Here is a 26,216-nt window from a genome sequence, read left to right as displayed (position 1 = left end):
TACTGATGTCCTCAAGTCGACCATAGTATACTGCCATCTATTCATCTGATGAGAGGGATTTTATCATCCAGATATTCATAGCTGGGTGTCCGGCGGCGTTAGAAAGTGGTTGTTGCAGTGATGTAAAACCATAGTGTTGATAGACGAGCACGGCTGTAGCCAGTTCAGTAGTAGTTTCTAGATAAAGCTGTTCATAACCTGCTAGGCGGGCTTCTTGGAATATGCGCTTTATCAACCTACTGGAATAACCTTTGCCACGACTGTTTTTAGTGACATACAGTTTTTGTAATTCAGCAATCTTATCAGACACAGGTGCAAAGCCACCACAGCCAACCAGCTGATCTTCATCTTCCAGAATAAAGTAAGCTGCTCTCTCTTGCTGTTCATAATAGTCGGCCAAATGATCTAGATGAGAATCAAAGTAGACAGTTCCTGGTTTGTCAAGCCCGAATTCTTCAAGGCTAGCTCGAATGAGTTGTGCTACAGCTGGATTGTCTTTTACTTCCATTGGCCGTAAGTTCATGATTAGTCCTCCGATAGGATGTATCGACTAGTTAAACAATACCTTGTGCAATCATAGCGTTTGCTACATTTTCAAAGGCAGCAATGTTAGCTCCTGCAAGGTAATCAGTACCAAGACCGTACGTTTCAGCGGTTGTTTTAGCTGTATTAAAGATATTGGTCATGATATCTTTGAGACGGCCGTCAACTTCTTCACGAGTCCATGAAAGGCGAAGGCTATTTTGGCTCATTTCAAGGGCTGAAACGGCTACACCACCAGCATTAGCAGCTTTGGCAGGTCCGTAAAGGATTCCGTTTTCTTTGTAGACTTTAATCGCATCAAGGTCACTAGGCATGTTAGCACCTTCAGATACACAGATAACGCCTTGAGCAACCAAACGTTTAGCTGCGTCACCATTGATTTCGTTTTGAGTCGCACATGGAAGAGCGATGTCGTAGTTACCAGCGTAAGTCCATACAGAACCTTCATGGTAAGTAGCAGTTGCTTTCTCAGCTGCATACTCAGTCAAACGAGCACGGCGTTTTTCTTTAACATCAACCAAAAGATCGAAGTCAATACCATTTTCATCGATGACATAACCGTTTGAGTCAGATACAGAGATAACAGTCGCACCAAGTTCAGTCGCTTTTTGAAGAGCATATTGAGCTACGTTACCAGAACCTGAAATTACCACTTTCTTACCAGCAAAACTGTTACCATTAGCTTTGAGCATTTCTTCAGTGTAGTAAACCAAACCATAACCAGTTGCTTCTGGACGAATCAAGCTACCACCAAATCCAAGAGGTTTACCAGTCAAGACACCCGCATCAAATTGGTTAAGACGTTTGTACTGTCCGTAAAGGTAACCAATTTCACGTCCACCAACACCGATATCACCAGCAGGTACGTCAAGAGATGGTCCGATGTATTTTTGTAATTCTGTCATAAAGCTTTGGCAGAAGCGCATCACTTCAGCATCAGTCTTCCCTTTAGGATCGAAGTCTGATCCACCTTTACCTCCACCGATTGGAAGTCCAGTCAAAACGTTTTTAAAGATTTGTTCGAAGCCGAGGAATTTCAAAATCCCTTGGTTTACAGTTGGGTGGAAACGAAGTCCGCCTTTATATGGTCCAACAGCTGAGTTGAATTGAACACGGTAACCACGGTTCACTTGGACTTTTCCATCACGGTCAACCCAAGGAACTCGGAAAGAAATTACGCGCTCAGGCTCAGTGATACGTGCCAAGATGTTTTCTTCGATATACTCGGGATGTTTTTCAAATACAGGTTCCAAAGTGCTGAAGAATTCTTCAACCGCCTGGAGAAATTCAGCCTCATGCCCATTACGAGCTTTCACAGTTGCAAACACGCTTTGGATATAGTCTTTAGCAGATGTCATATCGTTCTCCTTTTGTTGTTATATTTTATTACATGAGCCATTATAGCAGAATTTTTTTTGAGTGTAAAGAAAAAAACAGAAATTTTCTAAAAATTCTTTCAATTTACAAAACCGAACATTTTATATAGAAATTAGTTTCTCAAAGAGAAAATCTTAAAGTATGGTATAATATTAGAAATAAAAGGAATCTGGAGGATCAGAATCATGGTATCAACGAAAACACAAATAGCTGGCTTTGAGTTTGACAATTGCTTGATGAATGCAGCGGGTGTTGCTTGTATGACGATAGAAGAGCTTGAAGGGGTCAAAAACTCAGCAGCGGGTACTTTTGTCACGAAGACAGCGACCTTGGACTTTCGTCAGGGCAATCCTGAGCCACGTTATCAGGATGTTCCACTTGGTTCTATCAACTCTATGGGCTTGCCAAATAACGGCTTAGACTACTATCTGGACTATCTTTTGGACTTGCAGGAAAAAGAGCCAAACCGTACTTTCTTCCTATCTTTAGTTGGCATGTCTCCAGAAGAAACACATACCATCTTGAAAAAAGTTCAAGAGAGTGAATTCAAAGGACTTACAGAGCTTAATCTCTCTTGTCCAAATGTTCCAGGAAAGCCTCAGATTGCTTATGATTTTGAGACAACAGACCGTATCTTGGCAGAAGTTTTTGCCTACTTTACCAAACCTCTTGGAATTAAGCTCCCACCATATTTTGACATTGTTCACTTTGACCAAGCGGTAGCTATTTTCAACAAATATCCGCTCAAGTTTGTCAACTGCGTTAACTCTATCGGAAACGGCCTCTATATAGAAGACGAATCTGTCGTTATTCGGCCTAAGAATGGTTTTGGAGGGATTGGTGGAGAGTATATCAAACCGACCGCTCTTGCTAATGTGCACGCCTTTTACCAACGTCTCAATCCGCAAATCCAAATCATCGGAACGGGTGGTGTTCTAACGGGTCGTGATGCCTTTGAACACATCCTCTGCGGTGCTAGTATGGTGCAAGTAGGAACGACGCTCCACAAGGAAGGCGTTGGTGCTTTTGAACGCATTACCAATGAACTGAAAGCTATTATGGCGGAAAAAGGGTACGAGAGCCTAGAAGATTTCCGTGGGAAATTGCGCTATATTGATTAAGTTTAATAAAAAATCAGAAGAAAGGAGAGAAGATGCTTGCCATTGAAGACAGTCAGAAGTTGACGTTATCAAATCTATCTAGCCTGAATCTATTTACAGGGACAGACCAGGGTCAGTTTGAAGTTATGAAGAGTCAAGTATTGAAACAGATTGGTTATGATCCAGCTGATCTCAACTTTGCTTACTTTGATATGAAAGAAGTAGCTTATAAAGACTTAGAGTTGGAGTTGGTCAGTCTCCCTTTTTTTGCGGATGAGAAAATCGTGATATTAGACCATTTTGTCGATATCACAACAGCCAAGAAACGATTTTTAGCAGATGATGAGCTCAAGTCGTTTGAGGCATACCTTGATAACCCTTCGCCAACAACCAAGTTGTTGATTTTTGCTGAAGGAAAGTTAGATAGTAAAAGACGACTGGTCAAATTGCTCAAACGAGATGCGACTGTATTTGATGCTATTGAACCTAAGGAACAAGAACTCCGCCAGTATTTCCAAAAATGGAGTCAGACACAAGGTCTGCAGTTTGCAGAAAAGTCTTTTGAAAATCTACTTCTCAAATCTGGTTTTCAATTTAGTGAAATCCAGAAAAACCTCCTTTTTTTACAGTCTTATAAATCCGACGGCGTGATAGAGGAGAAGGACATTGTCGAGGCTATTCCAAAGACTCTGCAGGACAATATTTTTGATTTGACTCAGCTTGTTTTAGCTAAGAAGATTGACCTGGCCCGTGACCTGGTTAGAGACTTGACCTTGCAAGGGGAGGATGAAATCAAGCTCATAGCTGTCATGTTAGGACAGTTTCGTACCTTTACCCAAGTGAAGATTTTATCAGAGACTGGTCAGACGGAATCGCAGATTGCAACCAGTCTGGGAACTTATTTGGGGCGAAATCCTAATCCTTATCAAATCAAGTTTGCACTGAGAGATTCGAGAGGGATTTCCTTGGGTTTTCTCAAACGAGCGATTTCTTATTTGATTGAAACAGACTACCAGATTAAGACAGGTGTCTATGAAAAAGGGTACCTGTTTGAAAAGGCACTCTTGCAGATTGCGACAGAGGCAAATTGAGCAAAAAACTTGAAAAAAGAGGATGATTGCGTTATCATTTTCATATAGAAAGAAAAAGAGGTATTACAGATGGCTATTATCTTACCAGACCTTCCATACGCATACGACGCCTTGGAACCATATATCGATGCTGAAACAATGCACTTGCACCATGACAAGCACCATCAAGCCTACGTCAACAATGCGAATGCTGCTCTTGAAAAACACCCTGAAATCGGTGAAGACCTTGAAGTTTTGCTTGCTGATGTAGAATCTATCCCAGCTGATATCCGCCAAGCGCTTATCAACAATGGTGGTGGACACTTGAACCACGCTCTTTTCTGGGAATTGATGACTCCTGAAAAAACAGCCCCTTCAGCAGAACTTGCAGCAGCAATCAATGAAGCTTTCGGTTCTTTCGAAGAATTCCAAGCAGCCTTCACTGCAGCAGCTACAACTCGCTTTGGTTCTGGATGGGCTTGGTTGGTTGTTAACAAAGAAGGGAAGCTTGAAGTGATTTCAACAGCAAACCAAGACACACCAATCTCAGAAGGTAAAAAACCAATCTTGGGCTTGGACGTTTGGGAACATGCTTACTATGTGAAATACCGCAATGTTCGTCCTGACTATATCAAAGCTTTCTTCTCAGTGATTAACTGGAAAAAAGTAGATGAGCTTTACGCAGCAGCTAAATAAAAAATATGGAGGGAAGAGTCAATCTTCTCTTTTTAAGGTTATAAAGCAGAAGTCTGACAAAATCGTCAGACTTTTTTCATTTAAAGGATATTCGTGCCAACTTGTAGAAAATATGGTAAAATAGAGTGTTAAGTAATCATGGAAAAGGAAGACTATGCGTAAAGAAATTGCACCTGAATTATACAACTATAACAAGTTTCCTGGCCCAGAATTTCATGTGAATGGGGATAAGGTTGAGACTGAAGGGATTGCTTTTACCTTGGTTGAAAATATCAAGGATGCCTTCGATGTGACAGTCTTTAATCAACGCTTCTCAGAAGTGTTGACCAAGTTTGATTATGTCGTGGGGGACTGGAGTAATGAACAGCTCCGCCTACGTGGTTTTTACAAAGACGATCGAACAGAGGAAAAAATTGAAAAAATCAGTCGCTTACAGGACTATCTTTTGGAGTACTGTAGTTATGGTTGTGCCTATTTTGTTCTAGAAAACCAAGCACCTAAGCGGGCTTCATTTGACAAGAAAATGCGTAAAAAGGAGGAGGAAAACCTTCCTAGAAGAGGCAAGAAACCTTCGCAAAACAAGAGAAAACCAAATGCGGATAAGAGAAATAGACGTCGTCATAAGGATCAAAAGTCTCAGAAAGAGGACAAGGGACAGCGCCATTTTGTCATTCGTCAGAAATAGATAGAGAATAAGGAGAAGAGATGAAACCGTCTATTTATAGTTTAACACGTCAAACCATGCAAGAATGGGTATTAGAACAAGGAGAAAAGAAATTCCGAGCAGATCAAATCTGGGAATGGCTCTACCGTAAACGTGTCCAGTCATTTGAAGAAATGACCAACCTTTCCAAGGATTTGATTGCCAAGCTCAATGAGCAGTTTGTGGTAAATCCATTGAAACAACGCATCGTACAAGAGTCGGCTGACGGTACTGTTAAGTATCTTTTCGAGTTGCCAGATGGGATGTTGATTGAGACAGTACTCATGCGTCAACACTACGGTTTGTCAGTCTGTGTGACCACTCAGGTTGGCTGTAATATTGGTTGTACCTTCTGTGCATCAGGCTTGATCAAGAAACAACGCGACCTCAATAACGGGGAAATCGTAGCGCAAATCATGCTAGTTCAGAAATACTTTGATGAACGTGGCCAAGATGAACGTGTCAGTCATATTGTTGTCATGGGAATTGGTGAACCATTTGATAACTACAACAATGTATTGAATTTTGTTCGTACCATCAATGATGATAAGGGGATGGCTATCGGTGCTCGTCACATCACAGTTTCAACTTCAGGTTTGGCCCACAAAATTCGTGACTTTGCTAATGAAGGCGTACAGGTCAATCTGGCTGTGTCCCTTCACGCACCCAATAATGAATTGCGTTCAAGCATCATGAAAATTAATCGTGCCTTTCCGATTGAAAAACTCTTTGCTGCTATTGAGTACTATATCGAAACAACCAATCGCCGTGTGACCTTTGAATATATCATGCTCAATGAAGTCAATGATGGTGTAGAACAAGCCTTGGAGTTGGCTGAGTTGCTCAAGAACATCAAGAAATTATCATACGTCAACTTGATTCCTTACAATCCAGTTAGTGAACATGACCAATATAGCCGTAGTCCTAAAGAGCGCGTGATGGCCTTCTATGATACTCTTAAGAAAAAAGGGATTAACTGTGTCGTCCGTCAGGAACATGGTACAGATATTGATGCGGCTTGTGGACAATTGCGTTCCAATACAATGAAACGTGACCGCCAGAAGGCAGTCGCAGCGGTAAATCCATAAAATGACTAGAAAAAGAGAATTAATCTTAAGGTTGGGAGTGGCTATTTACAGCCTTTGCATTATCTGTTTTTGTTTTACTCCCCAACCTCAACTTCCTACAGGAGTGGAAACTCCAGGTATTCAAACTTTTGGACGCCTGGTTTTTCTTTTAACTCCCTTAAACTCCCTTTGGAATCTTGGTGAAGTGACTAGTTTGGGACAAGTCATTTGGATCTTTTTGCAGAACATCTTGAATGTCTTTTTGCTCTTCCCTCTGGTTTTTCAACTGCTCTATCTCTTGCCCACTCTAAGAAAAACTAAAAGGGTTCTTCTTCTCAGTTTTATACTGAGCTTGGGAATCGAGTGCACACAACTAGTCTTAGACTTTTTCTTTGATTTTAATCGGGTCTTTGAGATTGATGATTTATGGACCAATACTTTGGGTGGCTACCTAGCTTGGATCCTTTATAAACTACTACATAAAAACAATATAAGGAATTAAAATGAGTATCTTAGAAGTTAAAAATTTGAGTCACGGTTTTGGTGACCGTGCAATTTTTGAAGATGTCTCCTTCCGTCTCCTCAAGGGAGAGCATATCGGTCTTGTCGGTGCCAACGGTGAGGGGAAATCAACCTTTATGAGTATCGTGACTGGTAAAATGCTACCAGATGAAGGGAAGGTGGAGTGGTCTAAGTATGTGACTGCTGGCTATCTGGACCAGCACGCTGTGCTAAAAGAAGGCCAAACCGTGCGTGATGTTTTGCGTACAGCCTTTGATGAGCTTTTTAAAGCAGAAGCTCGTATCAATGACCTTTACATGGAAATGGCAGAAGAAGGAGCAGATATCGAAGCGCTGATGGAAGAAGTCGGGGAGCTCCAAGATCGTTTGGAGAGTCGTGATTTTTATACTTTAGATGCCAAGATTGATGAAGTAGCGCGTGCCCTCGGTGTCATGGACTATGGTATGGATACAGGCGTAACCGCCTTGTCAGGTGGACAAAGAACAAAGGTACTTTTAGCTAAACTCCTCCTTGAAAAGCCAGATATCTTATTGCTGGACGAGCCAACCAACTACTTGGATGCCGAACACATTGACTGGCTCAAGCGTTATCTCCAAAACTATGAGAATGCTTTTGTCCTTATTTCACATGATATTCCTTTCCTCAACGAAGTGATCAATATCGTCTATCATGTTGAAAATCAACAATTGACTCGCTATTCTGGTGACTACTACCAGTTCCAAGAAGTCTATGCCATGAAGAAATCTCAGCTTGAGGCGGCCTACGAACGCCAACAGAAAGAGATTGCTGACCTTAAGGATTTCGTCGCTCGCAATAAAGCGCGTGTTGCAACACGAAACATGGCCATGTCCCGCCAGAAGAAATTGGATAAGATGGACATCATCGAACTGCAAAGTGAGAAGCCAAAACCATCCTTTGATTTCAAACCGGCTCGTACACCTGGACGCTTTATCTTCCAAGCCAAGGACTTGCAGATTGGTTATGACCGTCCCCTTACCAAGCCTCTAAACCTCACCTTTGAACGCAATCAAAAGGTTGCTATTATTGGGGCAAATGGTATCGGGAAAACAACCCTCTTGAAGTCTCTCTTGGGGATTATCCCCCCAATCGCTGGAGAAGTTGAACGTGGAGATTACCTAGAACTTGGCTACTTTGAACAAGAAGTAGAAGGTGGAAATCGCCAAACACCACTTGAAGCTGTCTGGAATGCCTTTCCTGCACTCAATCAGGCAGAAGTTCGTGCAGCCCTTGCTCGTTGTGGTTTGACGACCAAGCACATTGAAAGTCAGATTCAGGTCTTGTCAGGTGGGGAACAAGCCAAGGTGCGTTTCTGTCTCTTGATGAATCGTGAAAACAACGTCTTAGTGCTGGACGAGCCGACCAACCACTTGGATGTAGATGCCAAGGATGAACTCAAACGGGCGCTTAAAGAATACAAAGGCAGCATTCTTATGGTTTGCCACGAACCAGACTTCTATGAAGGCTGGATGGACCAAATCTGGGACTTTAACAAGCTAACTTAAAAGCAGTAAAAAAGCCAAGTCGAAATGACTTGGCTTTTTTGACTAGTAATTTAAATAGTTTTCAACTTCAGATTTCTCAATTTCTTTACCGTAGTGGCAAATCGGACAAGAAACGAAGTAACTTTTACCATAAGGAAAAAGTGGAATCCAGTAAAGGGTAAATTTGCGTCCAGTTTCTACAATTTCCCAATTGTCGACATTGTTACAGTGACCACATTCGATCGCTGTTTGCGTATGTCCCAAATCTTTCTGATAACCTTTAGAACCCCAAAATAGAATCATATCATCGTCTCCTTATCTGTTGATGGCTTATTTTTTGCTGAAGTCGTAGTCTTTCACCACTTCGATACTATCAATGGTGATAGCAGACGTTGGTTTGTCTTTCTCATCTTTTTCAGCCTTGGCAATCTTGTCAACAATATCCATGCCATCGATGACTTGACCAAAGACAGGGTGTTTACCGTCTAGACTTGGATTTCCACCTTCTTTATAGGCTTCGATGATTTTCTTTGGATACTTGCTTGTAGGGAGTTTAGCTGAAATATCTGTTGAGTTTTGATTGATGAAGAACTGGCTACCGTTGGTGTTTGGTTGACCAGTATTAGCCATAGCAAGGGCTCCTCGGATATTGTATAGGTAAGGAGAGATTTCATTTTTGAAACCAGTTCCCTTGTCCTTTGTTTTATCCTTATCATGCCAGATAGATTGGCCCCCTGTACCATCTCCCTTAGGATCTCCAGTTTGGACCATAAAGCCATCAATGACACGGTGGAAGGTGATGCCGTTATAATAGCCTTCCTTAGCGTGAGTGAGGAAGTTTTCAACTGCTAGTGGTGCTAGTTTTGGAAAGAGTTTGATGCGGATATCGCCTTGATTTGTGTGTAAAATGACCTCAGCTTCGTCTTCAGCAACTTCCTTAGAAAGTTGAGGGAAGTTGGCATTGTCATTGGTCAATGCGTCATTCAAATCTTTGGCAGCCTGAGCAGCTGCTTTTGAGCTTTCTTCAGCTGAGATGCTGGAGTCGACATATTCATCACCACGGAGACCACGTTGGATACTAGTACATCCAGCAAGGGCTACCGTTGATAGTAAAAGAAGGGTTGCTAGTTTTTTCATTGTTAACCTCTCAAAAATTCATTTCTACCATTGTACCTTAAAAGGAGTTTGATTTCAAATGTAAAAGATTTTACTAAAAATTTCTAGTAGTAAAAAAAATTAAAACTCTGTCAAGTTTTTTTCTTGACACCTGTCAGAAATCTGCTATAATAGAACATGTGCTAAATAGCTCAGCTATTTCACCGAAATAAAAAAATAAGAAAAGAGACATTAAAAAATGGCAGTTAAAATCCGTTTGACTCGTATGGGTTCTAAGAAAAAACCTTTCTACCGTATCAACGTAGCAGACTCACGTTCACCACGTGACGGACGTTTCATCGAAACAGTTGGGACTTACAACCCACTTGTTGCTGAAAACCAAGTAACTTTGAAAGAAGACCGCGTTCTTGCATGGTTGGCTGATGGAGCTCAACCTTCAGATACAGTTCGCAACATCCTTTCAAAAGAAGGTGTATTGAAAAAATTCCACGATTCTAAATTCTCAAAATAAGTTTAAAGTAGGTTGACAGATGGATACGATTGAAAATCTCATTATTGCGATTGTGAAACCTTTGATTTCACAACCTGATGCCTTAACTATCAAGATTGAAGACACACCAGAGTTTTTGGAGTATCACTTGGATCTTGACCAAAGCGATGTCGGTCGTGTTATCGGTCGTAAGGGTCGCACTATCTCAGCGATAAGAACGATTGTCTACTCTGTCCCAACTGAAGACAAGAAAGTAAGAATCGTTATCGATGAAAAATAAAGAAAGCGGGACAGATGTCTCGCTTTTTTGTGGAGGAGAAGATGAAGGATTTAACCTTTAGACAATTACAAGCTTACTTGCTCGAACATTACCAGCAATCTCGAACCGAGGAAGGCCTCTTTATCAAGTTAGTGGAGGAAGTCGGAGAAGTAGCTGAGGTCTTGAATGGGCGATCTGGTCGAAAAGAGGGCGTTCAGGACTCAAACGAGGAACTTGCCAAAGAACTAGCTGATATTATTCACTACACGGTCGCTATTGCGGCTATCAACGACATTGACCTAACCAAAACCATTTTTGACAAAGATAAGAAGGCTGCCATTAAGTACCAGCATGAAAGAGATTTGGAAGGATTTTTGAAGAGAAAGGAGAGTTGATGTCCTCTTTCTCCAACTTGTGAAAATCCCTGGAACGTGATAAAATAAAGGATAGAAATAGATACAGGAGACAAGATGAACTACTTTAATGTTGGAAAAATCGTCAATACGCAGGGTTTACAGGGTGAGATGCGAGTCTTGTCTGTGACGGATTTTGCAGAAGAACGATTTAAAAAGGGAGCAGAGCTTGCTTTATTTGATGAAAAAGATCAGTTTGTCCAAACAGTGACCATCGCAAGTCATCGTAAGCATAAGAACTTTGACATTATCAAATTCAAAGACATGTACCATATCAATGCGATTGAAAAGTACAAGGGCTATAGTCTCAAGGTCGCTGAGGAAGATTTGAACGATTTAGATGATGGTGAATTCTACTATCACGAGATTATCGGTTTGGATGTTTACGAGGGAGATAACTTGATAGGAACTATCAAGGAAATCCTACAACCAGGTGCCAACGATGTCTGGGTGGTCAAACGAAAAGGTAAGCGTGATTTGCTTTTACCTTACATTCCGCCAGTAGTTCTCAATGTTGATATTCCAAACAAACGGGTTGATGTGGACATCTTAGAAGGGTTAGATGATGAAGATTGATATTTTAACCCTCTTTCCAGAGATGTTTTCTCCGCTGGAACACTCGATTGTTGGGAAGGCTCGAGAAAAAGGGCTCTTGGATATCCAGTATCATAATTTCAGAGAATACGCTGAAAAGGCCCGTCATGTTGACGATGAGCCCTACGGAGGCGGTCAGGGGATGTTGCTCCGAGCTCAACCCATTTTCGATGCTTTTGATGCTATTGAAAAGAAAAATCCCCGTGTCATACTTCTTGATCCTGCTGGAAAACAGTTCGATCAAGCATACGCTGAGGATTTGGCCCAGGAAGAGGAGCTTATCTTTATCTGTGGTCACTATGAAGGGTATGACGAGCGGATCAAGACCTTGGTAACCGATGAAATTTCTCTAGGAGACTATGTCTTGACTGGTGGTGAATTGGCAGCCATGACCATGATTGATGCGACCGTGCGCTTGATACCAGAAGTGATTGGTAAGGAGTCCAGTCACCAGGATGATAGCTTTTCTTCAGGTCTTCTCGAATATCCTCAGTATACACGCCCTTATGACTATCGTGGCATGGTGGTTCCAGATGTGCTCATGAGTGGGCACCATGAAAAGATTCGCCAGTGGCGTCTCTATGAGAGTCTAAAGAAAACCTACGAGCGCAGACCTGACCTGCTAGAAAACTATCAACTGACAGCCGAAGAAGAAAAGATGCTGGCTGAAATCAAAGAAAACAAAGAATAAAGGAGAACCTTATGCAAGTAATCAAACGTAATGGAGAAATTGCTGAATTTGATCCAGATAAAATTTACCAAGCTGTCCTAAAAGCAGCTCAAACAGTTTATGTTTTGACTGATGACTTACGTCAAAACTTAGCTCAAGTTACTAAAAAAGTCGTTTTGGACTTGGAAGAAGCAAAAGTAGAACGTGCTACTATCAGCATGATCCAATCAATGGTAGAGCACCGCTTACTTGGAGCTGGCTACATTACCATTGCAGAACACTATATCTCTTATCGCTTGCAACGCGATTTGGAGAGAAGTGGTTATGGTGACCATATCGCCGTTCATCTTCATTTTGAACAAATCCGTTAAGAAAAAGAGTAGGATGCAAAGAACATCTCACTCTTTCTTAAATAGGCTTTTCTGAGCTTTTTGTACAGTTGAGGGAACGAAACGAAGTCGTTTAATATCACTGATACGAATGATTCGGGTCACGTTTTTTGAAAAATTTTTGACGATAATTTGTTGGCGATTAGCATCGTGTTTGACAATATCACCCGTAAAACTTGTCTCAGCAAGTATCACATGAACAGCCGTCTTTTTCTGGATGGCTTGTTCAATCATAGCAGTGAGGGAGTTGTCCTCAATTTGAGGATGATCATCATTCCCATTGAGAAAACCATGTAGTTTATCTAGAACTAGTTTGAATGTCTGTCTCATAGAATCCTCCCTTCTTACATATCCACATTATATAAAATTTTCCTAAAAACCACAAGATTTTTACGAATAGACTATAGAAAGCATATCACATAAAGGAGTTAAAATGGCAGAATTTACATTTGAAATCGAAGAACACTTGCTCACCTTGTCTGAAAATGACAAAGGATGGACAAAAGAACTAAATCGCGTTAGCTTTAATGGAGCACCAGCAAAGTTTGATATTCGTTCTTGGAGTCCTGACCATACCAAAATGGGCAAAGGAATCACGCTTTCCAATGAAGAATTTCAGGTAATGGTCGATGCCTTTAAAGGGCAACAATAAAAAGAATCTTGAGTGCAACTCAAGATTCTTTTTTTAGGACACAATATAGTCACAGAGAGAAGTCTTAGCCAATTGAATGAAAGTCTCTCTATACTCTTCAGGTGGAATTGGATTATCTTTACGAATCCAGACCTCAATGAAAGAGATTGCCATAGTCGTAATGATATAAGCGATGTCTTCTTTATTAAAATTATATTTCAGTTGGTAATTGACATTCTTGAGGACCCATTCAGAGTATGTTCCACGAAGAAATTCCTTCCAACATGGGTCGACTTGTGTGGTATACAAGGTGTTAATAACTTCCCTTTTTTCGTATATGAGAGGAAGTATATGGTCTGCTAAAAAGCTGATAGGATCTCCATCATTGCTAGGGCAGAACTTATTAAAGACGTTAAAAATGTGCTGATTGGTCTCTTCGTGAATGTATTCGATAATATCTTCAAAGTTGTTAAAATGCTTTTGATAAATCGCTTGTCGTGAAATACTAGCTTCAGCAGCAATTTCAGTCATTGTAAAGGAACTACGCTGAGGATTTTTCTTAGCTAGTGTGATGAGAGCTCTAATGATTAGCTCACGAGTATTCTTTGCCATAGAATTACCTTTCTACTTATAATTATTTACAGTTATTTTTGAATGAAGAAAAATCAGAATGTTCAAGTTAATATAAATAATCAATGAACATTAAATTTTCTGAATCTTTTAGGTAGCTCTATTGTATCACAAATAATTTATAAAATATAGCTCTCTCAGTGAAAATGCGTTTTCTGAAAAGTATACAATTGCCAACCTTCCGAAATCAATGGAAGCATATTTGGTTTGAATCAATTAGAATACTTTTCTACTTTGCATATTTTGAATAGCTATAATTTGAAGAATAAAACGATTAATATTCATACTGGTATAAGAATAGTCAAGTATCTAAATAGTGTACAGTTGATTCTTAGAAAGGAAATAGTCCAGAACAATGGTTCTAGACTATTCTTTTATCTTGAAAAATATGGAAGGCTTTTCAATCGTTTGAGTAGGGGACGACTAATGAAACTAATGGCAATAATCTTACCAAGATCAGGGAGGATAAAGGGAAGGACACCAACTGCAAGTGCCTGATCAAATGGCATCCCAGCAAGGAAGTGGAGGCTGAGAATGCCTCCGGCAAAGACGAGGGAGTCACCCAAGAGGTTGGCTAGGAAAATGCGAATGTAGCCACTATTTTGATAGATGAGATAAGATGTAAGTCCAGCATAGACAAGGTCGAACCAAAGATAACCTGCACTTGGGCCGATTAAAACGTGAAATCCTGCACCACCCCCTGCAAAGACAGGTAGACCAATAGCACCCAGCAGGAGATAGAGAGCTACAGATAAAACAGCTTCCCTAGGTCTAAAAACAGTAGCAATCAGACCGATCGCAAAGTTTTGCAGAGTGAAAGGGACAGGACCGATAGGGAGACTGATTTGTGCCAATACAGCGATGAGAGCAGCGCCGATAGCAGGAATGGCATAGATATGAGCTTTTTTCAAAACTGTTAACCTCTTTTCAAAATTATAGTAACTATTATACTAATTCAGAAAGAAAAGTCAACCTATTTTTAAAAACAAGGTAACAATTTTGTAACAGCCGATTTTGCAAGTAAAAAGAGACCACATGTGGTCTCTTTCGGCAATTAGCGCATGGTCACAAATTCTTCTGAGGCAGTTGGGTGGATAGCTACTGTAGCATCAAAGTCCGCCTTGGTTGCTCCCATCTTGATGGCCACAGCGAATCCTTGAATCATCTCATCCACTCCGTAACCAAGTCCGTGAAGTCCAACAACTTTTTCGTCAGCACCGGCGGTGATGAGTTTGAAGCGAGATTCTTGACGATGGTTTGTAACGGCTGAGTACATAGATGCAAAGCTTGACTTGTAGATTTTGATGTTATCTTGGCCGTATTCTTTGATAGCTTGATCCTCAGTTAAACCAACGGTTCCGATTGCTGGGTGGGAGAAGACAACAGTAGGGATAGTCGTGTAGTCCATCTTAGCATTTGTTTTCCCGTTGAAGAGGCGTTCAGATAGGGTACGTCCTGCCTTGATGGCTACTGGGGTCAGTTCCTTCTCACCAGTCACATCTCCAAGAGCATAGATGCCATCTACAACTGTATTCTGATACTCATCCACTTGGATAAATCCACGTTGGTTGAGTGTAACGCCAGCCTTTTCTAACTCTAGACCGTCTACATTTGGACGGCGACCGGTAGCCCAGATAACTTGGCTGGCAGTGTGACTAGAACCGTCTTCGAAATAAATGGTAATACCTTGCTCCGTTTCTTCGAGCTTGACGGGTACCTTATGTGTGTGTAAAGGTAGACCTGTTTTTTCCATTTCATTGACAAGTCCTTCAACGATGTAGCTGTCAAAACCACGCAAGGGACGATCACGACGGACAAACAAATCAGTTTTTACTCCTAGAGCGTGGAGAACACCTGCTAATTCAACGGCGATATAGCCAGCTCCAAGAATCGCAACGGAGTCAGGAAGTTGCTCCCAAGCGAAGACATCGTCTGAGCTACCACCGAGTTCAGCTCCAGGAATAATTGGGATGCTTGGACGAGCGCCAGTCGCAATCACGATATGCTTGGCACGAATCAATTCACCATTGACGCTGACTGTGTGGGAATCAACGAAATGAGCACGACCTTCAATCAAATCAACACCGTTGCGCTTGAAACTTCCATCATAAGATGAGCGGGCACGGTCGATGTAGGCTTCACGGTTTTGACGAAGTTTTGCGAAATCAAATTGAACATCTGAACTTTTAAAACCGTAGTCAGGGCAGTAGTGGTGGAGGCTTTCAGCGATTTGCGCTCCATACCACATGATTTTCTTAGGAACACAGCCGACATTGACGCAGGTTCCACCTAATTTTTTCTCCTCGATAACAGCTGCTTTAGCCCCGTGTTCACCAGCTCGGTTCATAGTGGCGATTCCGCCACTCCCTCCACCGATGGCAATGATATCATATTCTCTCATAGAAAACTCCTTATAGCTTTGATAGTCATATTCTATCGTTTTTATTTTTTGAATGCAAAAATCTGCTACGTTTAAAAAAATTAGAAAAACACTTGCCAATTTTACAAAGATAGTGTATTATATATCTAGTACAATAATCCAAAAATAAATACCGAACGAAATATTTCTCCTGAACTGTCATTGTTTCTCTCTGAACGATCATTGTATGGGTCTAGTATTTCTGATATAATGGTTTTTGTAAACTTAAAGTGAAAAAGGAGCTTAACTATGAAAAGAACAAAAAAGGTAAAAAAATGGCAATTATTTACCGCTATTGGTGTTGCAAGTGCTATTGTTATCAGTGCTGCGGCGATTATGATTTTTAGACAACCATCCCAGTCGGCTGTCCAGGATGAGACCTCTCATATCGTTGTTGCCAAGGAAGGTTCTGTTGCTTCCTCGGTTCTCTTGTCAGGTACCGTCACAGCAAAAAATGAACAATATGTTTATTTTGATGGTAGCAAGGGAGATTTGGATGAAATCCTCGTTTCAGTCGGCGACAAGGTTGAAGAAGGGCAAGCGTTGGTCAAATACAGCAGTGCCGATGCCCAAGCTGCCTACGATGCAGCCAGTCGAGCAGTTGCAAAGGCCGACCGTCATATCAATGAGTTGAACAAGGCTCGTGAAAATGCGAACTCTGCACCAGTTTCACCACAAGTTCCAACTGAAGCTGGACTTCCAGAGCAAGCGCCAGCTGAAACTTCTTCCGTATCCTCTATTGACTCTCAAATCAGTGATGCCAAAGATAACCGTGCAGATGCTGTGGCCCAGCTCAACAAGGCCCAAGCTCAACTGGATGCAGCAACTGTTCTCAGTACACTAGAGGGAACCGTTGTGGAAGTCAATCGTAATGTTTCCAAATCACCAACTGGTAGCAGTCAAGTGATGGTTCATGTCGTAAGTAACGAAAACTTACAGGTAAAAGGGGAGCTGTCTGAATACAACCTTGCCAACCTCTCTGTAGGTCAAGAAGTTACCTTTACTTCTAAAGTGTATCAAGATAAGAGCTGGACTGGTAAGATCAGCTATATCTCAGATTATCCTAAAAACAACGGAGAAGCAGCAAATGCTGCCCTTGGAGGAAATACTGGCTCTAAGTACCCTTATACTGTTGATGTGACCAGCGAAATCGGTGAGTTGAAACAAGGTTTCTCTGTCAGTGTTGAAGTTAAGAACAAGAGTAAAGCCATCCTTGTTCCTTTGACAAGTGTCATTACTGAAAATGACAAAAATTACGTCTGGCTTGTAGACGACCAGAAGAAAGCGAAGAAGGTAGAAGTTACTTTGGGGAATGCTGACGCAGACAACCAAGAAATTACTTCAGGTGTGACAGACGGAGCCAAGGTCATCAGTAATCCAACATCTTCCTTGGAAGAAGGAAAAGAGGTGAAGGCTGATGAAGAAACTAATTAGTCTAAAAAATATCTGTAGGAGTTATCGAAATGGTGACCAAGAACTGCAGGTCCTAAAAAATATTAACTTAGAAGTTCAAGAAGGTGAATTTGTCGCCATTATGGGACCGTCTGGTTCTGGTAAATCCACTTTGATGAATACCATTGGAATGTTGGACACACCAACCAGTGGAGAGTACTATCTTGATGGTCAAGAAGTAGCAGGTCTTGGAGAGAAACAACTGGCCAAGGTCCGCAACCAACAAATCGGATTTGTCTTTCAGCAGTTCTTTCTCTTGTCCAAGCTCAATGCACTTCAAAATGTCGAATTGCCCTTGATTTATGCTGGAGTTTCGGCTTCAAAACGTCGGAAATTGGCTGAGGAGTTTCTGGAAAAGGTCGAGTTAACAGATCGTAGCCATCACTTGCCGTCAGAGTTATCAGGTGGACAAAAGCAACGGGTAGCGATTGCCCGTGCCTTGGTAAATAATCCTTCTATCATCCTAGCTGACGAACCGACAGGAGCCTTGGATACCAAGACGGGAAACCAAATCATGCAGTTGTTGGTGGAGTTAAACAAGGAAGGGAAAACCATTATCATGGTCACGCATGAACCTGAGATTGCTGCCTATGCCAAACGCCAGATTGTCATTCGTGATGGAGTTATCTCATCAGACAGCGCCCCAGTAGAAAAGGAGGAAAACTAAGATGCAGAATCTGAAATTTGCCTTTTCATCTATCATGGCTCACAAGATGCGTTCCTTCCTCACCATGATTGGGATTATCATCGGAGTTTCGTCTGTCGTCGTCATCATGGCTCTTGGCGACTCCATGTCTCGTCAGGTCAATAAAAACATGACTAAATCGCAGAAGGATATCCATGTCTTTTTCTCTCCTATCAAGAGCAAGGATGGCTCCTTTACTCAGCGCCAGTCAGCTTTGACAGTCAGTGGGAAAGAAGAGGATGTTCATGTTGAACCACCAAAACCACTAGAATCCTGGGTCAAGGAGGCTGCCAAACTCAAAGGAGTAGACAGTTACTATGTCACTAACTCGACTAACGTCACCCTGTCTTATAAGGATAAGAAGGTTGAACGGGCGGCTTTGACAGGCGGAAATAGCACCTATATGAATGCCGTTGAAAATGAGATCGTTGCTGGTAGAAGTCTAAGACAGCAAGACTACAAGGAATTTGCCAGTGTTATTTTGTTGGACGAAGAACTAGCTAAGAGTTTGTTTGATAGTCCAGAAGCCGCTATTAACCAAATTATCTCTGTTAATGAATTTAGTTACCGTGTGATTGGTGTTTATACTAGTAATGAAGCTAAAACTGCTAAAGCCTTTGGAATTGGTGGACTTCCAATTACGACTAATATCTCACTCGCTGCTAATTTTAATACTGATGAAATCTCGGATATCGTCTTTCGTGTCAATGACACTAGCCTAACACAAACCTTGGGTCCAGAGTTGGCTCGAAAACTGACAGAGATTGCGGGACTTCAACAAGGTGAGTACCAAGTTGCGGATGCAACTGCAGCCTTCCAAGAGGTACAACAACTTTTTGGCTTTATGACCACTGTTATCAGTGCCATTGCAGGTATCTCTCTTTTTGTTGGAGGAACAGGTGTCATGAATATCATGCTGGTCTCGGTGACAGAACGTACGCGTGAGATTGGTCTGCGGAAGGCTCTTGGAGCCACACGGGCTAATATCTTAGTTCAGTTTTTGATTGAGTCCATGATCTTGACCTTGCTAGGTGGTGTCATCGGCCTAGTCAGTGCAGCAGGCTTGACAATGTTAGCGGGTATCTTGTTGCAAAATATGATTGCAGGTATCGAAGTTGGGGTGTCCCTCCCAATTGCTCTCTTTAGCTTGGCTGTGTCAGCTAGCGTTGGGATGATCTTCGGAGTCTTGCCAGCCAATAAAGCCTCTAAGCTTGATCCAATCGAAGCTCTTCGTTATGAATAAGATATAGAACAGAAAAAACAAGATGGACATTTGTCTATCTTGTTTTTGTATGGATTTCCCTATCGAAAATCACCGAAAATATGATATAATGAAGTGTTAGAAAAACAGGTTTCATTAGCCTGGAAAGGAAAAATTATGTCTGAAAAGAATTTTTATATTACAACACCGATTTACTATCCATCTGGTAAACTTCATATCGGTTCTGCCTACACAACTATCGCATGTGATGTCTTAGCACGTTACAAACGCCTCATGGGCTACGATGTCTTTTATCTGACTGGACTTGACGAGCATGGTCAAAAGATTCAACAAAAAGCAGAAGAAGCTGGGATTACACCACAAGCCTATGTTGATGGCATGGCGGTTGGAGTTAAAGAACTTTGGAAATTATTAGATATCTCATACGATAAATTTATCCGTACAACTGATGACTACCATGAAAAAGTAGTGGCTCAGATCTTTGAACGCTTGCTTGCTCAAGATGATATCTACTTGGGTGAATACTCTGGTTGGTATTCAGTCTCAGATGAGGAATTCTTTACAGAAAGCCAGCTGGCAGAAGTTTTCCGTGACGAAGCTGGAAATGTAACTGGTGGTATCGCTCCATCAGGTCACGAGGTTGAATGGGTTTCTGAAGAGTCATATTTCCTTCGCCTCAGCAAATACCAAGACCGTTTGGTCGAATTTTTCAAATCGCACCCTGACTTCATTACTCCAGATGGTCGCCTTAATGAAATGCTTCGCAACTTCATCGAGCCAGGTTTAGAAGATTTGGCAGTTTCTCGTACAACCTTTACATGGGGAGTACCAGTCCCATCAAATCCAAAACACGTTGTCTACGTTTGGATCGATGCCCTTCTCAACTATGCGACTGCTCTTGGTTACGGTCAAGAGGATCATGCTAACTATGATAAGTTCTGGAACGGAACAGTCTTCCAAATGGTCGGAAAAGACATCCTTCGTTTCCACTCAATCTACTGGCCAATCCTTCTTATGATGTTGGATGTTAAATTACCTGACCGCTTGATTGCCCATGGTTGGTTTGTCATGAAAGACGGTAAGATGTCTAAGTCGAAAGGGAATGTCGTTTATCCTGAAATGTTAGTAGAACGCTATGGTCTCGATCCACTTCGTTACTACCTCATGCGTAGCCTTCCAGTTGGTTCAGACGGAACCTTCACTCCAGAAGACTATGTAGGTCGTATCAACTATGAATTGGCAAATGACCTAGGAAACCTCCTTAACCGTACGGTTTCCATGATCAACAAGTATTTCGATGGGCAAATTCCAGCCTATGTAGAGGGTGTAACAGAGTTTGATAATGCTCTTGCTGAGGTTGCAGAACAATCAATCGCAGACTACCATACACACATGGAAGCAGTTGACTACCCACGCGCTCTTGAAGCAGTCTGGACTCTTATCTCTCGTACCAACAAATACATCGATGAGACTGCTCCATGGGTCTTGGCCAAGGATGAAGCTCTTCGTGACCAATTAGCAAGTGTGATGAGCCACTTGGCAGCTAGCCTTCGTGTCGTCGCTCACTTGATTGAGCCCTTTATGATGGAAACCAGTCGTGCAGTCTTGACTCAACTTGGTTTGGCAGAAGTTTCTAGCCTTGAAAACTTGAGTTTGGCTGATTTCCCTGCAGGTGTGACTGTAGTTGCCAAAGGAACTCCAATCTTCCCACGTCTGGATATGGAGGAAGAAATCGCCTATATCAAGGAACAAATGGAAGGCAACAAACCAGCCGTTGAAAACGAATGGAATCCAGACGAAGTCGAACTCAAACTAAACAAGGAAGAAATCAAGTTTGAAGATTTCGACAAGGTTGAAATCCGTGTCGCAGAAGTCAAAGAAGTTTCGAAAGTAGAAGGTTCTGATAAGTTGCTTCAATTCCGCCTAGATGCTGGAGATGGCGAAGATCGTCAAATCCTCTCAGGAATTGCAAAATACTATCCAAACGAACAAGAATTGGTCGGCAAGAAAGTCCAAATCGTTGCCAACCTCAAACCTCGTAAAATGATGAAAAAATATGTCAGCCAAGGGATGATTCTCTCAGCTGAACATGAAGGACAATTAACCCTTCTCACAGTTGATCCAGCTGTACCAAACGGAAGTGTGATTGGGTAAAAGCAAAAAACCAACGTTAGGCACGTTGGTTTTTCTTGTTATGTGCGAAATTTTCTAAGAAGTGGTCTATCTCCTTTTGCGACCTGAGGAGAATTACTTTCTTTGGATAGGTTTCTTGAATCCCCTTGTAGCGTTCCCTAGCGGATTTGTTTCGCCCATCCCAGAGAATCCATCGGATAAACTCCCAATCGAAGCGTTCAGGACAACCTGCAGCCATACTTTCTCTGACCTTGCCTCGGTATTTGAGGTATCGTTTAAAGGCTCGAAAGAGACAGGTCAATGGCGAAAAATTAAGAAAGATGATTTGGTCAGCTTCCAGCATTCTTTCTTCATAGCAACACCAAGAGTAGTTGCCGTCGATGACCCAAGCTTCGTGCTTTGTGAGAAAGTTTTTCATTTCGGTCAACATCCATTCGCGGTCACTGTCTTGCCAACCAGGTTGAAATTGGAGTGTGTCCATATGCAGTTTGGGTATGGAGTAGTAGTTAGATAACTTTTCTGCTAGAGTTGACTTGCCTGATCCAGAATATCCGATGATTGCGATTTTCATTTTCTACCTTTTCGTAATGGAGGACAAAAAAACAGCCTCTGTGGACTGTTTCTTATTTAGCAAGTTTAGCTGAAAGACGAGCTTTATCGCGGCTTGCTTTGTTTTTATGAATCAAACCTTTAGTTTCTGCTTTGTCGATAGCTGAGCTAGCAGCACGGAAAAGTTCTTCAGAAGGGTTTGCTTCGAAAGCTTTGATAGCAGTACGCATAGCTGATTTTTGAGCTGAGTTTTTTTCGTTTTGTTTAACGTTCAATTCAGCGCGTTTGATAGCTGATTTAATGTTTGCCAATGTTCTTACCTCCATATTTACTAACTATACCATTATATATGAAAACTTAGGTTTTGACAAGGGGAAATTATTTTTTTAGGTAAATTTCATCGATTTCATGGTTTTTAGTCTTGTGGAGAATGACCTCGGCGCGGTTCCTTGTTGGTTCGATATAGTTTTGTAGATTTGTGAGATTAATGCTGGTCCAAACCTGGTGTGCAAAGGCTTCAACTTCTCCAATTGGCATTTGAGTAAAACGGTGGTAGTAGCTGTTGGGATCATTTTGGGCAAAGCTGAGCAGCTTTAAGAAACGATCCAGATACCAGCTTTCAATGTCCTCGACAGCAGCATCCACATAGATGGAGAAATCAAAGAAGTCGGTGATGTAAAGGCGCTCATTTTGAGGGTTTTGAAAGACATTAATCCCCTCGACAATGACAAAATCAGCAGCTTTGACACGTTGTTTCTCTCCAGGAACGATGTCATACACTTCATGAGAATAGACAGGAATATCGACATCTTGCCCATTCTTTAGACGATCAAGAAAATTCAGCAAAGTTTCCATATCATAACTTTCAGGAAAACCTTTGCGATTTAAGATATCTTGGTCCATCAAGGTTTGATTGGGATAGAGAAAACCGTCAGTTGTCACCAATTCTACAGTAGCGTCTGGGAGAGTACGTGATAAAAGAATCTGAAGTAAGCGACTAGTAGTCGATTTCCCCACAGCAACACTTCCAGAAACCCCGATAATAAAAGGCTGAGATTTACTCTCTCTTTGGAGAAAAATTCCCTTAGAAAAGGCTAAATCCTCTTTGGTGCGTTTGTAAATATGGATAAGATGGACTAGGGGAAGATAGACGTCCGTTACGTCCTGCAGACTAATCTGGTCATTGAAACTCTTGATGGATTCTAACTCTTCCTCTGTCAAGGGAGGGGTTGTTTTGCGATGCAATGATTGCCAAGTCTGGCGACTGATTTTTTCAAAATGTAAAAATTCGTTGGTCATTTGTTTTCCCCTAGATATTTTGTTTATCATACCATAAAAAGCTAAAAAAATAAAGCGGTTTCTTGATGGTAGTAAGTCAATATCGTATACTAGAAGTAGATGGAGGTTGAATAATTTAATGATGAGATAGGGAATGGTTTCTGAAGACTTATCAGTTATTGAAAGTGGGCTTTTTGGTTCACAACTTATTGGAGGTGTGTCATGAAAATCTTAAAACGTTATGTATTGGAACTCTGTTTTATTTTAAGTTTTGCCTTACCTTTTATAAGGGGAGCGAATGCGGATAATGGTAGACGCTTTGTGGAAATCTATTACGGTTTTACTTTTTTGATGGAACATGCCATTGTAACAGTTGTCTTTATCTGTTCGCTCTTGATTGCTTGGCTACTAAAAAAACGGTGGATGAAATGGCTTGCTGCTGGTAGTTATCTATTTTTGATTTTGTGGATTGCTACAGAAGGATATCTATTCCGTATGTCACTAGAAGATTTGATACGACTTTGGACAAGTTTGGAAATCTTGACACAAACTTATCAGTTGGGTTTTTATCTAAACATCATATTGGGAATCTTGTTGATAATAAAGTATTTTAAGGTTAAGAAATAGTAATAAAAATGCGCCCGATTGCAGACGAACTGTTTTTCCCTGACTATGATAATTTGTAGTTCCCGATAGATTGTAATGTATTTCTAATAATTGAAAGAGATTGAAGAAAAGGTTTTTTGACTAGGATTCTTCAGTCTTTTTCATTTGATCATCACTTTGTAAACGATTTACAATTCAAGCCAAATTATGGTAAAATAGTTTTATGAGTAAAATGTATTATGCAGAAAATCCTGATGCTGCTCACGACATTCATGAGTTGAGAGTGGAGTTGTTGGGAGAAAACATGACCTTTTTGACGGATGCGGGTGTTTTTAGCAAGAAAATGGTTGATTTTGGGAGTCAGCTCTTGCTCAAGTGTCTAGAGGTTAACAAAGGAGAGACGGTCCTTGATGTGGGTTGTGGTTATGGACCATTGGGCTTGTCATTGGTCAAGGCTTATGGAGTTCAGGCAACCATGGTCGATATCAATAATCGTGCCTTGGACTTAGCACGACAAAATGCCGAACGAAATAGAGTAGAAGCGGAGATTTTCCAATCCAATATCTATGAGCAAGTTGAAGGGAAGTTTGACCATGTTATTTCCAATCCGCCGATTCGAGCGGGCAAACAGGTTGTTCATGAGATTATCGAAAAGAGCAGGGATTTCTTGAAAGACGGAGGAGATTTAACCATTGTCATTCAGAAAAAGCAAGGAGCTCCAAGTGCTAAAAATAAGATGGAAGATGTTTTTGGCAATTGTGAAACCGTAAAGAAAGATAAGGGATACTATATCCTTAGAAGTGTGAAAGAATGAGAGCAGTTGATTTAATCCAAAAGAAACGAGATGGTCAAGAACTGACTGCAGCTGAAATCAAATGGTTGGTAGAAGGCTATGTGGCAGGAACTGTTCCAGACTATCAGATGTCTGCTTTTGCTATGGCTGTTTATTTTAAAGGAATGACCACACGTGAGATTTCTGATCTGACGATGAATATGGTTAAAACAGGTCAGGAGTTTGACTTGTCAGCTATTGATGGGGTTAAAGTTGATAAACATTCGACTGGTGGTGTAGGTGATAAGGTGACCTTAATCTTGGCTCCTCTTGTTGCTAGCTTTGGTGTTCCTGTGGCAAAAATGAGTGGTCGTGGTCTCGGCCATACTGGTGGAACAATTGATAAATTGGAGTCCATTAAGGGCTATCAAGTTGAGCGAAGTCAAGAAGATTTCATTCGTCAGGTACAGGACATTGGTGTATCTGTCATTGGGCAGTCCGATCAGCTGGTTAAAGCAGATAAACTTCTCTATGCCCTCCGTGATGTGACAGCAACTGTCGACACGATTCCTTTGATTGCTAGTTCGGTGATGAGCAAGAAAATTGCTGCAGGAGCGGATGCCATTTTGCTAGACGTAACGGTCGGTGAGGGGGCCTTCATGAAGACGGTTGATGAGGCGCGCGAATTGGCTCAAACCATGGTGGATCTTGGTAAGGCAGTTGGTCGAAAGACGGTAGCAGTCATTACCGATATGAGCCAACCCTTGGGAAAAGCTATTGGCAATCGTCTCGAAATCCTTGAGGCAATCGATATTCTCAAAGGAAATGGCCGAGAAGATATTAGTCACTTTATCTGCGAGCTAGCTCAGATTATGCTTGGCTTGGCTGATGTTGAGAAAACGATCGAGGAAATCCGTCAACACCTGGAAAATGGCCAAGCACTGGCTAAGTTTGAAGAAATGGTAGCAACACAAGGCGGTGATTTAGAAGATCTCTATCGCCCAGTCAAAGTTGCCCATGTGCTGGAAATTCCAGCTCAAGAAACGGGTGTTATTTCAGCCCTTCCAGCTATGGAATTTGGGCTCTATGCCATGAGACTAGGAGCTGGTCGTGCAGTCAAGTCTGATGACTTGGACTATGAAACAGGGATTGTTTTTGAAAAGAAAGTTGGAGACTCCGTTCAAAAGGGTGAAATTGTTGCAAAAGTTTATACAAATGGAAAAATTTCTTCTGAACTAGTTACAGAATTTCAAAAATATGTTAAAATAAATGATGGAGTGCAAAGTTTACGAGAAATTATAGAAATTATCTCATAAAACCAGGGAGAA

32 protein-coding genes are annotated in these 26,216 nt (G+C 41.4%); 21 read left to right on the top strand and 11 right to left on the bottom strand.

The window, feature by feature from the left end:
* Positions 1–37: 37 nt before the first annotated feature.
* Both E7Y33_RS06900 and gdhA read right to left on the bottom strand, forming a co-directional pair.
* Positions 38–523, bottom strand: a complete 486-nt coding sequence (locus tag E7Y33_RS06900; protein ID WP_139690035.1) for a GNAT family N-acetyltransferase — start codon at positions 521–523, stop codon at positions 38–40.
* Positions 524–554: 31 nt separating this feature from the next.
* Positions 555–1,901 (bottom strand): NADP-specific glutamate dehydrogenase, encoded by a 1,347-nt coding sequence (gene gdhA, locus E7Y33_RS06895; protein ID WP_000199515.1) that lies wholly within the window; start codon positions 1,899–1,901, stop codon positions 555–557.
* Positions 1,902–2,105: 204 nt separating this feature from the next.
* Between gdhA and E7Y33_RS06890 the strand changes: the two genes are divergently transcribed.
* From E7Y33_RS06890 to E7Y33_RS06860, 7 genes are all read left to right on the top strand, one after another.
* Positions 2,106–3,041 carry a dihydroorotate oxidase gene (locus E7Y33_RS06890; protein ID WP_084939112.1) on the top strand — a complete coding sequence of 312 codons (936 nt, stop codon included), beginning with the start codon at positions 2,106–2,108 and terminating at the stop codon, positions 3,039–3,041.
* Positions 3,042–3,073: 32 nt separating this feature from the next.
* Positions 3,074–4,111, top strand: a complete 1,038-nt coding sequence (gene holA / locus E7Y33_RS06885; protein WP_084939111.1) for a DNA polymerase III subunit delta — start codon at positions 3,074–3,076, stop codon at positions 4,109–4,111.
* Positions 4,112–4,180: 69 nt separating this feature from the next.
* Positions 4,181–4,786, top strand: coding sequence for a superoxide dismutase SodA (gene sodA / locus E7Y33_RS06880; protein ID WP_084939779.1), 606 nt, complete (start codon positions 4,181–4,183; stop codon positions 4,784–4,786).
* 154 nt (positions 4,787–4,940) lie between these two features.
* A complete protein-coding gene (locus E7Y33_RS06875) occupies positions 4,941–5,471 on the top strand; it encodes a YutD family protein (RefSeq protein ID WP_001224366.1) in 531 nt (176 codons plus the stop codon).
* 20 nt (positions 5,472–5,491) lie between these two features.
* Positions 5,492–6,577: a dual-specificity RNA methyltransferase RlmN gene (gene rlmN / locus E7Y33_RS06870; protein WP_000804767.1), complete on the top strand. Its 1,086-nt coding sequence runs from the start codon at positions 5,492–5,494 to the stop codon at positions 6,575–6,577.
* 1 nt (position 6,578) lies between these two features.
* Positions 6,579–7,058, top strand: a complete 480-nt coding sequence (locus E7Y33_RS06865) for a VanZ family protein (RefSeq protein ID WP_139690034.1) — start codon at positions 6,579–6,581, stop codon at positions 7,056–7,058.
* A gap of 1 nt (position 7,059) precedes the next feature.
* Positions 7,060–8,601, top strand: coding sequence for an ABC-F family ATP-binding cassette domain-containing protein (locus tag E7Y33_RS06860; protein ID WP_139690033.1), 1,542 nt, complete (start codon positions 7,060–7,062; stop codon positions 8,599–8,601).
* A 42-nt stretch (positions 8,602–8,643) separates the two neighbouring features.
* Here E7Y33_RS06860 and E7Y33_RS06855 read toward each other — a convergent pair whose 3' ends face one another.
* Together E7Y33_RS06855 and E7Y33_RS06850 are read right to left on the bottom strand one after the other, a co-directional pair.
* Complete coding sequence (locus tag E7Y33_RS06855) at positions 8,644–8,883, bottom strand: zinc-ribbon domain-containing protein (protein ID WP_084918224.1); 240 nt, start codon at positions 8,881–8,883, stop codon at positions 8,644–8,646.
* Between the two features lie 27 nt (positions 8,884–8,910).
* Positions 8,911–9,717, bottom strand: a complete 807-nt coding sequence (locus E7Y33_RS06850; RefSeq protein WP_049506116.1) for a peptidylprolyl isomerase — start codon at positions 9,715–9,717, stop codon at positions 8,911–8,913.
* Between the two features lie 217 nt (positions 9,718–9,934).
* On the opposite strand from E7Y33_RS06850, the gene rpsP reads away from it, so the two are divergent.
* From rpsP to E7Y33_RS06820, 6 genes are all read left to right on the top strand, one after another.
* Positions 9,935–10,207, top strand: a complete 273-nt coding sequence (gene rpsP / locus E7Y33_RS06845; protein ID WP_000268760.1) for a 30S ribosomal protein S16 — start codon at positions 9,935–9,937, stop codon at positions 10,205–10,207.
* Between the two features lie 19 nt (positions 10,208–10,226).
* Positions 10,227–10,466, top strand: a complete 240-nt coding sequence (gene kphA / locus E7Y33_RS06840) for an RNA-binding protein KphA (protein WP_000379617.1) — start codon at positions 10,227–10,229, stop codon at positions 10,464–10,466.
* Positions 10,467–10,507: 41 nt separating this feature from the next.
* Complete coding sequence (locus E7Y33_RS06835; RefSeq protein WP_084857775.1) at positions 10,508–10,840, top strand: MazG nucleotide pyrophosphohydrolase domain-containing protein; 333 nt, start codon at positions 10,508–10,510, stop codon at positions 10,838–10,840.
* A gap of 75 nt (positions 10,841–10,915) precedes the next feature.
* Positions 10,916–11,434, top strand: a complete 519-nt coding sequence (rimM, locus tag E7Y33_RS06830) for a ribosome maturation factor RimM (RefSeq protein ID WP_125422536.1) — start codon at positions 10,916–10,918, stop codon at positions 11,432–11,434.
* Positions 11,424–12,143 (top strand): tRNA (guanosine(37)-N1)-methyltransferase TrmD, encoded by a 720-nt coding sequence (gene trmD / locus E7Y33_RS06825; RefSeq protein WP_002882191.1) that lies wholly within the window; start codon positions 11,424–11,426, stop codon positions 12,141–12,143. Before rimM ends, trmD begins: the two co-directional genes overlap by 11 nt.
* 11 nt (positions 12,144–12,154) lie before the next feature.
* Positions 12,155–12,493, top strand: coding sequence for an ATP cone domain-containing protein (locus E7Y33_RS06820; protein ID WP_001196045.1), 339 nt, complete (start codon positions 12,155–12,157; stop codon positions 12,491–12,493).
* Between the two features lie 27 nt (positions 12,494–12,520).
* Here the strand turns inward: E7Y33_RS06820 and E7Y33_RS06815 are convergent, their stop codons facing one another.
* Positions 12,521–12,841 carry a eukaryotic translation initiation factor 4 gamma gene (locus tag E7Y33_RS06815; RefSeq protein WP_001250030.1) on the bottom strand — a complete coding sequence of 107 codons (321 nt, stop codon included), beginning with the start codon at positions 12,839–12,841 and terminating at the stop codon, positions 12,521–12,523.
* A 103-nt stretch (positions 12,842–12,944) separates the two neighbouring features.
* Here E7Y33_RS06815 and E7Y33_RS06810 point away from each other — a divergent pair, with 103 nt between their 5' ends.
* Positions 12,945–13,163: a YdbC family protein gene (locus tag E7Y33_RS06810; RefSeq protein WP_049479683.1), complete on the top strand. Its 219-nt coding sequence runs from the start codon at positions 12,945–12,947 to the stop codon at positions 13,161–13,163.
* 33 nt (positions 13,164–13,196) lie between these two features.
* On the opposite strand, the gene E7Y33_RS06805 is transcribed toward E7Y33_RS06810, so the two are convergent.
* The 3 genes from E7Y33_RS06805 to gor form a co-directional block, all read right to left on the bottom strand.
* Positions 13,197–13,754, bottom strand: coding sequence for a TetR/AcrR family transcriptional regulator (locus E7Y33_RS06805; RefSeq protein ID WP_139690032.1), 558 nt, complete (start codon positions 13,752–13,754; stop codon positions 13,197–13,199).
* A 392-nt stretch (positions 13,755–14,146) separates the two neighbouring features.
* Positions 14,147–14,683 carry a biotin transporter BioY gene (locus tag E7Y33_RS06800; protein ID WP_139690031.1) on the bottom strand — a complete coding sequence of 179 codons (537 nt, stop codon included), beginning with the start codon at positions 14,681–14,683 and terminating at the stop codon, positions 14,147–14,149.
* 143 nt (positions 14,684–14,826) lie between these two features.
* Positions 14,827–16,173, bottom strand: a complete 1,347-nt coding sequence (gene gor, locus E7Y33_RS06795; protein ID WP_139690030.1) for a glutathione-disulfide reductase — start codon at positions 16,171–16,173, stop codon at positions 14,827–14,829.
* Positions 16,174–16,440: 267 nt separating this feature from the next.
* Here gor and E7Y33_RS06790 point away from each other — a divergent pair, with 267 nt between their 5' ends.
* The 4 genes from E7Y33_RS06790 to metG all read left to right on the top strand — a co-directional run bounded on the left by E7Y33_RS06790 (position 16,441) and on the right by metG (position 21,704).
* The gene (locus E7Y33_RS06790; RefSeq protein WP_139690029.1) at positions 16,441–17,625 is read left to right on the top strand and encodes an efflux RND transporter periplasmic adaptor subunit; all 1,185 of its coding nucleotides are present in this window, start codon (positions 16,441–16,443) and stop codon (positions 17,623–17,625) included.
* Positions 17,609–18,310, top strand: coding sequence for an ABC transporter ATP-binding protein (locus E7Y33_RS06785; protein ID WP_139690028.1), 702 nt, complete (start codon positions 17,609–17,611; stop codon positions 18,308–18,310). The genes E7Y33_RS06790 and E7Y33_RS06785 overlap by 17 nt, the downstream gene beginning before the upstream one ends.
* Position 18,311: 1 nt before the next feature.
* Entirely contained in the window at positions 18,312–19,571 is a 1,260-nt protein-coding gene (locus tag E7Y33_RS06780) for an ABC transporter permease (protein ID WP_139690027.1), read from the top strand.
* Positions 19,572–19,706: 135 nt separating this feature from the next.
* Entirely contained in the window at positions 19,707–21,704 is a 1,998-nt protein-coding gene (metG, locus tag E7Y33_RS06775; protein ID WP_139690026.1) for a methionine--tRNA ligase, read from the top strand.
* 16 nt (positions 21,705–21,720) lie between these two features.
* On the opposite strand, the gene E7Y33_RS06770 is transcribed toward metG, so the two are convergent.
* From E7Y33_RS06770 to coaA, 3 genes are all read right to left on the bottom strand, one after another.
* The gene (locus tag E7Y33_RS06770; RefSeq protein WP_139690025.1) at positions 21,721–22,254 is read right to left on the bottom strand and encodes a DNA topology modulation protein; all 534 of its coding nucleotides are present in this window, start codon (positions 22,252–22,254) and stop codon (positions 21,721–21,723) included.
* A gap of 52 nt (positions 22,255–22,306) precedes the next feature.
* On the bottom strand, positions 22,307–22,543 hold the full coding sequence (rpsT, locus tag E7Y33_RS06765; RefSeq protein WP_001274000.1) for a 30S ribosomal protein S20: 237 nt from the start codon (positions 22,541–22,543) through the stop codon (positions 22,307–22,309).
* 67 nt (positions 22,544–22,610) lie between these two features.
* Entirely contained in the window at positions 22,611–23,531 is a 921-nt protein-coding gene (coaA, locus tag E7Y33_RS06760) for a type I pantothenate kinase (RefSeq protein ID WP_139690024.1), read from the bottom strand.
* A 201-nt stretch (positions 23,532–23,732) separates the two neighbouring features.
* Between coaA and E7Y33_RS06755 the strand changes: the two genes are divergently transcribed.
* The 3 genes from E7Y33_RS06755 (at position 23,733) to E7Y33_RS06745 (ending at position 26,204) form a co-directional block, all read left to right on the top strand.
* Positions 23,733–24,137, top strand: coding sequence for a hypothetical protein (locus E7Y33_RS06755; protein ID WP_139690023.1), 405 nt, complete (start codon positions 23,733–23,735; stop codon positions 24,135–24,137).
* A gap of 202 nt (positions 24,138–24,339) precedes the next feature.
* Positions 24,340–24,930: a class I SAM-dependent methyltransferase gene (locus tag E7Y33_RS06750; RefSeq protein WP_125388941.1), complete on the top strand. Its 591-nt coding sequence runs from the start codon at positions 24,340–24,342 to the stop codon at positions 24,928–24,930.
* Complete coding sequence (locus E7Y33_RS06745) at positions 24,927–26,204, top strand: pyrimidine-nucleoside phosphorylase (protein ID WP_139690022.1); 1,278 nt, start codon at positions 24,927–24,929, stop codon at positions 26,202–26,204. Before E7Y33_RS06750 ends, E7Y33_RS06745 begins: the two co-directional genes overlap by 4 nt.
* Positions 26,205–26,216: the final 12 nt, after the last annotated feature.

This window comes from Streptococcus oralis, from assembly GCF_006175905.1.
Taxonomy (GTDB): Bacteria; Bacillota; Bacilli; order Lactobacillales; family Streptococcaceae; genus Streptococcus; species Streptococcus oralis_BG.
This window is presented reverse-complemented; position numbering and strand designations above follow the sequence as displayed.